Origin of the sequence: Acidisphaera sp. S103, from assembly GCF_009765975.1 — a bacterium.
Taxonomy (GTDB): domain Bacteria; phylum Pseudomonadota; class Alphaproteobacteria; order Acetobacterales; family Acetobacteraceae; genus Rhodopila.
The window spans coordinates 93,379-105,709 of record NZ_LMUJ01000095.1 but is presented as its reverse complement, the minus strand read 5'-3'; the positions used below and the strand labels follow the sequence as shown (position 1 = coordinate 105,709).

General features: G+C 64.4%; 10 protein-coding genes. 8 read left to right on the top strand and 2 right to left on the bottom strand.

The genetic code is table 11. The annotated features are described in order from the left end of the window. Positions 1-372 precede the first annotated feature (372 nt). Entirely contained in the window at positions 373-552 is a 180-nt protein-coding gene (locus GSQ89_RS31775) for a hypothetical protein (protein WP_158932120.1), read from the bottom strand. A gap of 780 nt (positions 553-1,332) precedes the next feature. On the opposite strand from GSQ89_RS31775, the gene rpoZ reads away from it, so the two are divergent. The 8 genes from rpoZ to GSQ89_RS31735 all read left to right on the top strand — a co-directional run bounded on the left by rpoZ (position 1,333) and on the right by GSQ89_RS31735 (position 8,908). Continuing rightward, on the top strand, positions 1,333-1,743 hold the full coding sequence (rpoZ, locus tag GSQ89_RS31770; RefSeq protein WP_158932119.1) for a DNA-directed RNA polymerase subunit omega: 411 nt from the start codon (positions 1,333-1,335) through the stop codon (positions 1,741-1,743). Positions 1,744-1,749: 6 nt separating this feature from the next. Next, positions 1,750-4,059, top strand: a complete 2,310-nt coding sequence (locus tag GSQ89_RS31765) for a bifunctional (p)ppGpp synthetase/guanosine-3',5'-bis(diphosphate) 3'-pyrophosphohydrolase (protein WP_254073457.1) — start codon at positions 1,750-1,752, stop codon at positions 4,057-4,059. Further along, positions 4,056-4,463, top strand: coding sequence for a holo-ACP synthase (acpS, locus tag GSQ89_RS31760; RefSeq protein ID WP_158932118.1), 408 nt, complete (start codon positions 4,056-4,058; stop codon positions 4,461-4,463). The genes GSQ89_RS31765 and acpS overlap by 4 nt, the downstream gene beginning before the upstream one ends. Positions 4,464-4,555: 92 nt before the next feature. After that, positions 4,556-5,311: a signal peptidase I gene (gene lepB, locus GSQ89_RS31755; protein ID WP_158932117.1), complete on the top strand. Its 756-nt coding sequence runs from the start codon at positions 4,556-4,558 to the stop codon at positions 5,309-5,311. Continuing rightward, positions 5,312-5,983 (top strand): ribonuclease III, encoded by a 672-nt coding sequence (rnc, locus tag GSQ89_RS31750; protein WP_158932116.1) that lies wholly within the window; start codon positions 5,312-5,314, stop codon positions 5,981-5,983. It abuts the gene before it with no gap. Beyond that, positions 5,980-6,891 (top strand): GTPase Era, encoded by a 912-nt coding sequence (era, locus tag GSQ89_RS31745; protein ID WP_254073456.1) that lies wholly within the window; start codon positions 5,980-5,982, stop codon positions 6,889-6,891. The genes rnc and era overlap by 4 nt, the downstream gene beginning before the upstream one ends. Further along, entirely contained in the window at positions 6,888-7,514 is a 627-nt protein-coding gene (locus GSQ89_RS31740) for a trimeric intracellular cation channel family protein (RefSeq protein ID WP_254073455.1), read from the top strand. Before era ends, GSQ89_RS31740 begins: the two co-directional genes overlap by 4 nt. An 89-nt stretch (positions 7,515-7,603) precedes the next feature. Further along, entirely contained in the window at positions 7,604-8,908 is a 1,305-nt protein-coding gene (locus GSQ89_RS31735; protein ID WP_158932115.1) for a tetratricopeptide repeat protein, read from the top strand. A 21-nt stretch (positions 8,909-8,929) separates the two neighbouring features. Here the strand turns inward: GSQ89_RS31735 and GSQ89_RS31730 are convergent, their stop codons facing one another. Further along, positions 8,930-12,274: a Hint domain-containing protein gene (locus GSQ89_RS31730; RefSeq protein ID WP_158932114.1), complete on the bottom strand. Its 3,345-nt coding sequence runs from the start codon at positions 12,272-12,274 to the stop codon at positions 8,930-8,932. Positions 12,275-12,331: the final 57 nt, after the last annotated feature.

Sequence of the window (12,331 nt, the reverse complement as noted above, 5' to 3'; positions counted from 1 at the left end):
GCGATTGCACAGGTCACGCCGGGCTGAACATACCCTCCCGGGCGGCGTCGCCACCGCGGACTGACCAAGTCCGTACGGGTCTGGCGCAGGAGCAAGATTTGCCGGCGAAACCAGGTCTGATCGCTAATCGAGTGATGTTGCCATGGCGTTCTCGTGAACGGCCGGGGCTTCACGAACGGGACGGCACACGATGACGCTACGTCAAAAGGCCTCTGGTCGCTTTCGATCGCGGGATGGTGCGAAGGATTCCGCCATCATCCGCTCGGTTCTCTCGACAGTCAGGAAGCAGGGGTGGAATACGCGCCCGATCTTGACCGGCGAACCGGCACGTCTCATGGCGGTCATTCGCCTAAACAGGTAGAACAAGCCCGGTTACGAGGACTGTGTCAGGTTGTCGCCGAACAGCGGGCGTCCTTCCATCTCGTCCACATCCATCCGGCAGATCTGCTCGTAGGCTGCATGAACCCGCACCGCGTCGGGCAACCGTTCCCAGAGATCGGGCCCGATCGTCTTTCGTGCGGCGGACCACGCCTGGCCAAAGATGTCGTCCATCGTCCAACTCTCATTTTATCGATTCGAGGCAGCATTTTGCCTGATCACCTGCGAGCGACCGGTGACCGTGCCGTTATATTTATAATAAATCGTTGCCCAAGTTACTAATTCGTCCCGGGAATTTGAAACCGCTTTGCAAGCAAAATTAACGATCTGCGGTCACGATGCGGCATTCAGGGCGAACAAATATGGCCCTTTGATGTCTCATAAACGGCCCGTTGTCTCACGAAGAACTGGGGTTGATCGAGAAAGTTGGACGCGACGCTCGCATCGATCCGCTTCGGCGAGGCAGAACACACGTTCCTCCTCCAGCGAGGCCGCGGCCGCTCGGGCTCGCCACTGCGCCGCCATCTCCAGCAAGGTTTCCGGATCGTAAGAGCTTCGACTCATCAATTTGCCCTGAGGGTTTTCAGGCATATCAACCGTGTATCGCACGTCGAAGGTTACGAATTGCTTTCATCGGCCGTGTGCCGCGGACCGGTGGCCGATCCCGGGCGGGGATCTGGTTCGACGCGCTTGAACCGCGATCCGCCGGGTCGAACCGATCTCCCGGGCCGGCGCTTCCCCGAGGCAACGCCCATCGTCATTGTTGCGTGACAGACCGGCCGGAGCCGGCATCGACTGCGTGACGATCGTCAGATCGCATTGACGCCTGCCATAGCCGGACGCCGCAGCGTCCCTGGTTGCCACGACGCTGCATTGCGGTGTTACCGCTTGCAAAGTGGGTTCCCCTCGCCTAAATGCACCCTTCCCCGTCATTCCATCCCGGAGGCTGAGCGCATGGCGCGCGTCACCGTTGAAGATTGCGTTCAAAGAGTCCCCAATCGCTTCGAGCTCGTGCTGCTCGCCGCGCAGCGCGCCCGTAACATCAGCCGGGGCGAAGAGCTGACGATCGATCGCGACAATGACAAGAACCCGGTCGTCGCCCTGCGGGAGATCGCGGATGAGACGATCGAGCTGCCGCGGATCGAGCAGGACCTGATCAAGTCGCTGTCTCGCTCGCCGGAGCCGGAGCCGGCCGACGAGGAAGTGTTGGACCTGATCCCGACCGACCAAAACATTTTCGGCCTGCAGGATGTCGCGGCCGAGGAAGAAGCGGCCGGACTGCCCTCGGAAGGCACCGAGGAACTGTCACCCGAAGACCTGGAAGCGGCCATCGAGGCGGAACTCGGCGGCCGAGCTCCTCGGTAACCGCCCATGAAAGACGGGGGCTTCGGCGGCGAGATGAACCAGTCCGCGCCGACCCCCGCTGGTCTGGCCGGTGCCGTCGCGCTGCCCGGCGATCTCGCCGACCTGCCCAAGCCGCCCGGGCTCGGTGTGCTCGCGCAGTGCGAGCTGACCCGGAAAATTCTTGATTACGACCCCAAAGCCGACACCGCGCTGATCGACGCGGCCTACGATCTGGCCGAGAAGGCCCACAGCACGCAACGCCGCGATAACGGCGACCCCTATTTCAGCCACCCCGTCGCCGTCGCTGGCATCCTGGCCGATTACCGGTTGGACGTTGCCTCCATCGCCACGGCACTGCTGCACGACGTCGTCGAGGATACGTCGTACAAGCTGTCCGAGATCGAAGCCCGATTCGGCAAGGAGATCGCCGGCCTGGTTGACGGTGTCACCAAGCTGACGCGGCTGGAACTGCAATCGGATCGCACCAAGCAGGCGGAGAATTTCCGCAAACTCGTCCTGGCCATGAGCCGAGATATCCGCGTGCTGCTGGTCAAGCTGGCGGACCGGCTGCACAACATGCGGACGTTGCATTTCGTCCGCGACCCAGATCGGCGCAAGCGCATTTCGCGCGAAACGATGGAAATCTACGCCCCGCTGGCCGAACGCATCGGCATGGACGCGGTGAAGACCGAACTGCAAACGCTGGCCTTCACCCAACTGGAGCCGGAAGCCTACGGCACCATCATGGCTCGGCTGAACTTCCTGCGCGGGCAGGGGGCGGACGTCATCGACGACGTCCGGCGCGAACTGATCCAGGTCTGCCGCGAGGCCGGCGTCGAGCCGGTCGAGATCATGGGGCGCGAGAAGTCGCCGTTCTCGATCTGGGAGAAAATGCACAAACGCAACGTCGCCTTCGAGCAGTTGTCCGACATCATGGCGTTTCGGATCGTGGTGCAGACCAAGGCCGACTGTTATGCCGCCCTCGGCGCCGTCCACTCCGCCTACCCGGTGATCGCCGGCCGGTTCAAGGACTACATCTCCACCCCGAAATCCAACGGCTACCAGTCGTTGCACACCGGCGTCACGCTGCGCCAGCCGCGCAACCAGAAGATCGAGGTGCAGATCCGCACCGCCGAGATGAATGACGTGGCGGAAAACGGCGTCGCCTCGCACTGGGTCTACAAGGCCCCGGACAAGAAGGTCGACGGCACCGACGTGCAGCGCTTCCGCTGGGTGCAGGACCTGCTGGAAATCCTGGAGGATTCGGCCGCGCCGGATGAGTTCCTGGAAAACACCAAGCTGGAACTCTACGCCGACCAGGTGTTCTGCTTCACGCCGAAGGGGCAGTTGATCCAGTTGCCGCGCGGCGCGACTCCGGTCGACTTCGCCTATGCGGTGCACAGCCAGGTGGGCGACACCTGCGTCGGTGCCAAGGTCAACGGCCGGCTGATGCCGCTGCGCCACCACCTGGAAAACGGCGACCAGGTGGAGATCATGACCGCCCGCGGCGGCACCCCGTCGCCGCAATGGGACCGCTTCGTCGTCACTGGCAAGGCGCGCGCGCGCATCCGCCGCTTCATCCACCAGGAGCAGCGCCAGCAAAGCCGGGACGCCGGCAGGGTCGAGCTGACCAAGGCATTCCGTTCGGCGGGCGTGGATGGGTCGGAAAAAGCCCTGGAACCCGCGCTGAAGGCGCTGAAGATCGCTTCCACCGACGAACTCTACATCGCTGTCGGCAATGGCAACCTGATGGCCAAGGACGTGGTTCACGCCGCGTATCCCGAGTTGCGGCAGGCCCCGCGCGGCCCGCGAATGATGCCCCCCATGCTGTCGCGCGGCAAATTGCCCGCTCGGCACGATCGCGATATGCCGGTTACCGGCCTGGTCCCCGGGATGGCCTTCACGTTTGCCGGCTGCTGCCATCCGGTACCGGGGGACGAGATTGTCGGGATCGTCACCACCGGCAAGGGCGTGACCATTCATGGCCGCGACTGCCAGACCCTGACCGGGTTCTCCGAGACCCCCGAACGCTTCATCGACGTCGATTGGAACTACCAGGCCGTCGGCAAGGAAGGCGGCGACCTGAAAGGGGCCGGCCACACCGCAAGGATCAGTGTCATCGCGGACAATGAGCAGGGGTCGCTGGCCGACATCTCCAACGCTGTGGCCAAGCAGGAGGGGGCGATCGCCAACCTGAAGATCGTCAACCGTCAGCAGGATTTCATGGAGGTCCTGGTGGATGTCGACGTGCGGGACGTCGCCCATCTGGCGAAGGTCGTGGTCGGGCTGCGCGGACTGAAAGCCATCAAGGGCGTCGAACGGGCGACGGGCGGATGATCCTGGGCATCGGTTCCGATATCTGCGACATCCGCCGTATCGAGAAGGCCATCGAGCGTCACGGCACCCGCTTCCTCGAACGTATCTTCACGGAAACCGAGCGGTCGAAGGCCATGCGACGGATCGAGAAGATCCAGGCGGCGACGTTCGCAAAGCGGTTCGCGGCCAAGGAAGCCGCGGCCAAGGCGCTGGGGACCGGGTTTCGGCGGGGCGTTTTCTTCTCCGATTTAGGTGTGGTCAATCTGCCGGGCGGCCAGCCGACGCTGAAGATGACAGGCGGGTCGGCGGAACGGCTGAAGGCGATTACACCGGTGGGGATGACGGCGATGGTGCATCTGACGATGACCGACGAGTACCCCTACGCATACGCCCATGTGATTATCTCTGCGATTCCAGCGTCTTAAACCGGTTCCTTGACAGGGCGGGGGGCCATGGGCTTCATCCGCTCGCTTCTCGCGGCCGCGCCGCTGATACCATCTGAAAGTCCGTTGCCCCCATGGCGACCACCAAGGCTAAACCCAGACGGCAAGCCAACGGCTGGGTCGAGAACATCAAGACCATCGTCTATGCCGGGCTGATCGCCATTGGTGTACGGACCGTGGCATTCGAGCCATTCAACATCCCATCCGGCAGCATGATCCCGACCCTGCTGGTCGGCGACTATCTGTTCGTGGCGAAATACAGCTACGGCTATTCGATGTATTCGCTGCCGTTCTCGCTGCCGCTGTTCTCCGGCCGCATCTTCGGCTCATTGCCGAAGCGGGGCGACGTCGTGGTGTTCAAGTATCCGCGCGACACGTCGATCGACTACATCAAGCGCATTGTCGGCCTGCCGGGCGACCATATCCAGGTGCGTGAGGGTCAACTCTACATCAACGGCGTGCTGTGCCCGCGCCAACCGGAGGGCGATTACCTGGCTGACGACGACGGCATCAAAATGATGCGGAAGTTGTACCAGGAGACGCTGCCCAACGGCGTGAAGCACGAGATCCTGAAGGAGCGGGACGACGGCTGGGTCAACAACACCCAGGAATACGTCGTGCCGCCCGATCACGTCTTCGCCATGGGCGACAACCGCGACAACAGTGCCGACAGCCGGTTCATGGACGGAGTTGGTTTCGTGCCGGTGGAGAATCTGGTGGGCAAGGCGGAAATCCTGTTCTTCTCGATCGATGCGGAATACCCGTGGTATGAATTCTGGGAATGGCCGTTCGAGATCCGGTGGACCCGGATTCTCAAACCCCTGCACTGAATGAGCCAGTCCTTCGAAACCATCCTTGGCCACGCATTCAAACGCCCGGACCTGCTGCAAGAAGCTTTGACCCACCGTTCGGCTGCCCAGGGCAGGGGCCGTAAGCACGCATCAAACGAACGGCTGGAGTTCATCGGCGACCGGGTTCTCGGCCTGACCATGGCCGAATGGCTCGCCGAACGCTTCCCGCGCGAGCAGGAGGGCGAACTGGGCCGGCGACTGGCTTATCTGGTGTCTCAGCCGGTGCTGGCGGTTGTTGCCGAGACGGCCGGTCTCGCGGCGGCGCTGTCGGTATCGCCGGGGGAAGCGAAGGCCGGCGTCGCCAAGCGGGCGACCGTGCTGGCCGATGCGCTGGAGGCCGCGCTCGGCGCACTATATCTGGACGGTGGCCTGGAGCCCGCGCGGAATTTCGTGCGGCGTGCCTGGAATGAGGCGATGATCCAACAGGCCGATCCGCCGAAGGATGCAAAAACGGCGTTACAGGAATGGGCGCAGAAAAGGGGTAGGGATCTGCCAGTGTACGAAGTAACCGGACGATCCGGCCCGCCGCATGCACCCGAGTTCATCGTCACCGTCACGGTGGGGTCGTTGGATGGGATCGGCATCGGCGGCAACAAGCGCGCCGCGGAGCAACTCGCGGCCGAGGCATTGCTCGCGCGGTTGCCGGCATGACCGCGCCGCCGCCGATGCGGTGTGGCTTCGTCGCCATTGTCGGGGCACCGAACGCGGGCAAATCGACACTGATGAACCGGTTGACCGGGGCGAAGCTATCGATCGTGTCGCCGAAGGCGCAGACGACTCGGTTCCGGGTGTTGGGTATCCTGATGCGCGCGGAATCGCAGGTGCTACTGGTGGATACGCCCGGCATTTTCCGCCCCAAGCGTAAGCTGGACCGGGCAATGGTCGCCGCGGCGTGGTCGGGGGCAGCGGATGCCGACGTGGCGATGCTGATGGTCGACGCCAAGTCCGGCCTGCGCGATGACGTGCGGGAGATCGCCGCGCAACTGGGCGCCTCCGGCCGCCGCTGCTGGCTGGTGTTGAACAAGACCGACCTGGTGACGCCAGCGTCACTGCTGCCGTTGATCGCCTCGCTGAGCGCCCTGGCGAAGTTCGAGGAAACTTTCATGGTCAGTGCCCAGACCGGCGACGGCATGCGGCGTCTGGCAGACGCCCTGGCCGACGTGGTGCCGGAAGGGCCCTGGCTATATCCGGAAGACGACCTGACCGACCTGCCGGATCGCCTTCTGGCAGCCGAGACGGTACGCGAACAAATCTTCATGCAGACGCACGAGGAAGTCCCCTACGGTGCCACCGTCGAAACCGAATCCTTCAAGGACCACAAGAACGGTTCGGTTCGCATTGAGGTTACGATCTATGTCGCCCGGCCCGGTCACAAGGCGATCCTGATCGGCGACAAAGGCAGCAAGATCAAATCCATCGGCGCCAAGGCAAGGCAAGATCTGGCCAGCCTGCTGGAGCGGCCGGTGCATCTGTTCCTCAACGTCAAGGAACGCAAGGGCTGGGATGAGGAAGATGCCCGGCTCCGCGCCATTGGCCTGGAAGACCCGGGGAAGGCGTGAGGCGCCGGATCGGCTTGGCCAACCTGGTGCTGGCCGCCGATCTGGGCGGAACCTTCGTGTTCGCCCTGGAAGGCGCATCGATCGCCTGTCAGGCCGGGTTGGACCTGCTCGGTGTCGTGGTGATCGGCTTTGTGGCCGCGCTGGGCGGTGGGATCATCCGAGACGTATTGCTCGGCGCAGTGCCACCGGCCGCGATTCGGGATCAACGCTATCCGCTGGCGACGATCGCCGGGGCGGTGGTGGCCGTATTGGCCGCGCTGGCCCTTCCGCCGGTGCCCGCCATGCCGCTGATTGTGCTGGACGCGGCGGGTCTCGCGCTGTTCGCCGTCGCCGGGACACAGAAAGCGTTGGTGCGAGGGATCGGGCCATTCGGCACTGTCCTAATGGGAACACTGACCGCGGTGGGCGGCGGCGTGGTACGGGATGTGCTGCTTACGCAGGTGCCGGTGATCTTGCGCACCGACTTCTATGCCACCGCGGCCATCCTCGGCTGCGTGGCGATCCTGCTGGTGCGCCGGTGCGGTTTTTCCATGCAGGTGGCGTCGGCGACCGGCGGGCTGATGTGCTTCGCGGCCCGGTTGCTCGGGGTGTTCTGGCACTGGCATCTGCCGGTGTTTCATTAGGGCGTTTTCGCGCCGCCCGACGGGTGCCCCTTTATGGAGGCCAAAGATGCAGGTAGGCTTTAGGAACGCGGCCAGGAGGATCATTCACCGTGTTCACCGACCGATACGACCAGTCCTTGTCGACCACCTCCGTCGCGGCTCGGGACGCCTACGTTCAAGGCCGCGATCTGGCGCTGACTCTCTACCCCGGCGCGATCGAGGCGTTTGATCGGGCGATCGTCGCTGATCCCGGTTTTGCCATGGCGCATACCGGCAAGGCTCAGGTGCTGATGCGGGAGGGAAATGTGGCAGCGGCCAAGGCCGTTCAGGCGCAGGCGGACGCACTGGCCGCCGGCCTGCCGGCACGCGAGGCCGGTCATATCGCGTTCTTCGACCAGGTGTTCGCGGGCCGCTCAGACGCCGCGATCGCCGCGTTGTCCGAGCATCTGGCACAATGGCCGCGCGACGCACTGGTGCTGGCCAGCGCCGCGAACCCCAATGGTTTGATCGGTGCCTCCGGCCGGATCGGACAGAAGCACCAGATCGCGGTGCTGATGGACAGTTTGGCGCCGCATTACGGCGACGATCCCTGGTTTCTGGCCCATCACGCCATGGCATTGTCCGAGGACGGGCAGTTGTCGGCCGCGAAGCCGAAGATCGAGCAGTCGCTGGCGGCGAACCCTAACAATGCCCATGTCGCGCATGGCTACGCGCATATTTGTTACGAGATGGGTGAGGCTGATGCGGGACGGTTGTTCCTGTCCTCGTGGCTGACTGACTATCCAAGAAACGGATTTTTCTATGGTCATTTGAGTTGGCATCTCTCGCTGTGTGAGTTGCAGATTGGCAACTGGACCGAGGCGCTACGCCTGTATCGGGACGCCCTAACGCTCGGGCGGCACAGTGGCGGTCCGCAGCAGAAGATGTCGGATGCGGCTGCGTTTCTATGGCGGTCCGAACTCGCCGGGTATCCGCGCGATGCCGACGCCTGGCGGGCGATGTATGACTATGCGAACAGCGCGTTGGCGCGGCCGGGCAATGGGCTTGCCGACCTGCATGTCATTCTGGCTCAGGCGGTCATGGGGGATGACAGCGGGCTGGATGCGCGGGCCAGCCAGATGGAGGATTTGGCACGCGAGGGGCGGTATCCGTCGGGGTCTTACCTGCCGAGCGCGTCGCGTGGCGTCGCGGCGTATGAGCGGGGGGATTTTGAGGCGGCGATCGACGCACTGGCGCCGCTGGTCGGGGAAAGCGAACGGATCGGCGGCAGCCGAGCGCAGCACGACCTGATCGCGTTTACGTTGCTGAGAGCATACCTGGAAGCGGAACGATTGGAGGAAGCACGTGAACTGCTTGCCGCTCGCCGACCTGGTGCCTCGGGGATTCCGGTCATGGGGGTCGGCGCTGTGCGCTGAGCGGCGTCGGTCGCCAGACCGTCACGCCACCAGCCGACAATCCCCATCGTCTATATAGCGGGTGGTTCCACCGACTGTCAGAACGACCTCCATCGGCCCATACCAGCCGTCGAACAGCGCCGCCGGCAACGTTGCGTCCCCGTCCGTCCAGCGAACACCGGTGTCCGGTTCAAAATCATGGAACCCGTCCACCAGCCGCGGGTCGGTCGCCTTGATGAGTTGGAACCGGGTCCCTCGCCGCAGCGCGATACCGCGCAGCGCGACTCCCAGATCGCGGGCATCGCGTGCCACGCCGACCTCCTGAGGCACCGCGGCGCGCGACACGATGCGAACCGTCCCCGGCCGATCCGGCAGGGTGAAGACATGCGCGTCGGCGGCGCGCTGCGTCACGTCGATCCGGCACCCGTCCACCAGCAGATGCAAATCGGGATCGTGCGTCATCGACAGGCCCGGACGCGGCCCGGTTCGGTCCAGCAGCCGGCGCCATGCGGCATCCACGATCGGGCCGCCGGTCAGCACCGGGGCGAACGGCTGTTGCGGTGGCAGGCCCCAGCCGCTGTTGGCGTTCTGGAACAGCCAGCGATTGCCGTCGTCGCGATAGCTTTCCGCCAGCGCGCCGTTGGCCAGCAGGGCGTCGTGGGTGTCAAGCTCGACATGATACAGCGTGACCTCCTGGGCGTGATCGTCCCAGATGATCGAGCGGTGGTTGACCAGGAATTCCACCGGGATCAGCACGCCGTCGATGTAGAAAGCGTGCCCCTTGGTTACATGAAGATCGCGATGCGGCACGTCGGGCGCGAACGCCCCCTGGCGCACGATGACGGGGGTCGCCGGACCGCGCCGCCCGCGCGTGGCCAGCACATGGCCCTTGCCGATCCAGACGATCCGCCTTGTGCCGCCACATAGGGTCAGGACCGTGTCACCGGCCGTCAGGCACTCGACCGGGACCTCGCCCGCCGGCGTTCCAATCCGTGTGCCGCGCAGGAAACACAGCGTCTGCGCGAACGCCACCGCCGCGTCTGCCTGGATCAGGCCCGCGCCCTGGTCGGCGGCGGGCAAATTCATGTTCAGGGCGGTTTGTTCCAGGATGCTGGTGACCTGCGACGTCGTCAGGGAAGGATCGGCCTGCAACATCAGCGCGGCGACGGCGGCTGCATCCGGTGCGGCCGCCGAGGTGCCGAAGAAAGCCTGGAAGCCCGGAACCGAGGTCTGAATCCCGTCCGGCGCCACGAAATCGACCTTGCCGGCCGATTGCGGCGTGGTCAGCGGGTTGCCGTTCTGGTCGTACAACAACGTTCCGGGGCCGACGCTGGAGAAATACTCCGTCCAGTCGGGTGCGACCCCGAAAGCCGGCGACGTGGACCAGTACGACGCGCCCGCGGTGTTCGCGCCGGGCACCAGTTCCTGGCCGTGGACGTCGCCGGATCCCTGGCCCGCCGCCGGATCGTCGATAATGCCGCCGGGGTCCTGCGCCGACACAGTGCTGCCGTCACCTACCGTGGCGTCGACGGCGACGGTTCCGGGCGTGCCGAAAAGCACGTATTTGAACTGCGAGACCGACGCCGTTCCGGTTTGGTAGATCGCCAGTTCGTATTGCGTGGCGACCGAGGTGACCGGTATGGACAATTGGATTTCTGGAATAAATCCATAATCGGCGGAACTGTCGAAGACTTGGCTGGACGTGTTCACCAGGGTGCCGTTGGCGGTGTACAGCGCCATAGCGATCGGGTCCGAAACGCTGCCGCCCGGCGTCGGCCAGGCCGCGTTCCATTGTAGTTCGATCGTCGTCGCCAGGCTGCCCGGTATCGTAATGGTCTGCAACGGCGTTCCGTCGCTGAACTGCTGCGCGGTGACGTCCTGGGCCGGCTGTCCCGACTGCAGCACAAGTTGCGCCGCCGTGGGCTGCCACGTGCTTTCATAGTAGGCGTCGCCGAAATTCGATGCCGCGGTGAAGTAGTCGACGCCGGCGGAAACCGCGTTTTCGACGGCGGTCTCGACCGGGCCTGCGACCTGATAAAACGGCGTGTCGGAAAACGACCAGTCATCGACGATGATGTTGGCACCGGCCTGAACCAGGGCCGTCACCCCCTGCGCGAAACTCTCCTGGCCGCCTTCCGCGGTGTAGAAATCGATGGCCGCGCCCGGTGCGATCTGATGCACCAGCTCCGCCATCGCCAGGCCTTCGTTTACCACCCCTGATTGCGTCGAGTCCTTCAGGATCGTGACGGCTGACGTGTCGTCCGCGGTTTCCGGCAGATAGCCAAGCGCGGCTGCCACATCGGCCGGATCGACCACGCCGTTCAGCGTGGCATTGAAGCTGTCCGACATGATGCCGATGGTGATGCCGGCCCCGTTGATCGGCGCGCCGGCCGCCGTGGTCAGCGTTTGGCGAACGACGTCGGCCTGTACTGCCTGGTCGGCCACGTCGATCTCATACGACGTGCGCGAAGCCGATCCGGGATAGGTGATCAACGTGCCGCCCGAGCCGTCGCTGCTGGTGTTCAGCAGCATGCTCGATGTGGGTCCCTGCATCGCGATCGTCGCGACCGGTGAGCCATTGTCGTCGATCGTCAGCAGGCCGGACCCCAGGTCGTAGGACGCGGAATTGGCGACGATATTCAGCAGATCGATGGTGTCGCTCAGCACGAACGACGCGATCGTGCCGGCGAAGGTGGATGGAGACGTCAGGTCCAGCCGGCCGGCGGTGCCGAAGGTAATGATTTGCGTGGCGGGAACCGCACTTTCGAACTCCAGTGTCGCGCCAGGCCCTGCCTCGAACGTGCCGGCGCCGGTCAGGGTCGCGGTGGGTGAGATGAACGTGGTGCCGCCAAAGACGCTGTCGATGCCGTTGTTGGTGAAGGTGCTGCCGGCGGCGATCGTTACATTGCTGTCAGTGACCATGGAACCGGTCAGTATCAGGTCGTCCCCGCCGGACACGTCGATCAGGCCGCCATGCAACAGGACAAAGGCCCCCTGCTGCGTGCCGTCGGCGGCAGTGGCGTCTATGCCGAACGTGCCACCGGCGGCGCTGGCCAGGATCGTGCCCGACAGGCCCGTCGGTCCGGTGGTGTCGAACGTGGCGTAGGGCGCGGTGGCGTTGCTGACGATAGTGAACGCCTGACCCAGGCGCGCGTCGGTGGCGGCGATGACCGCCGGATCGAGCATCGTGACCGCGCCAAGCGTGACCAGGACGGCATCGAGACCGACACCGATCGTGGTTTCCTCCGCGCCGCTGACGGTGACGGTGCCGCTGTTGATCAGCACGGTATCTCCCGGAACAGGGGCACCGGTTTCGTCGGTCGTCGTGGACCAGAGAAGCGCGTTGTACCAATCACCCGTTCCACCGTCCCAGGACCGTGTCGTCATGTTCGCTTCTCTTCCGTGCTGTGGGCCGAATTAAGTCTGAAACAACCGCCCCCGCAT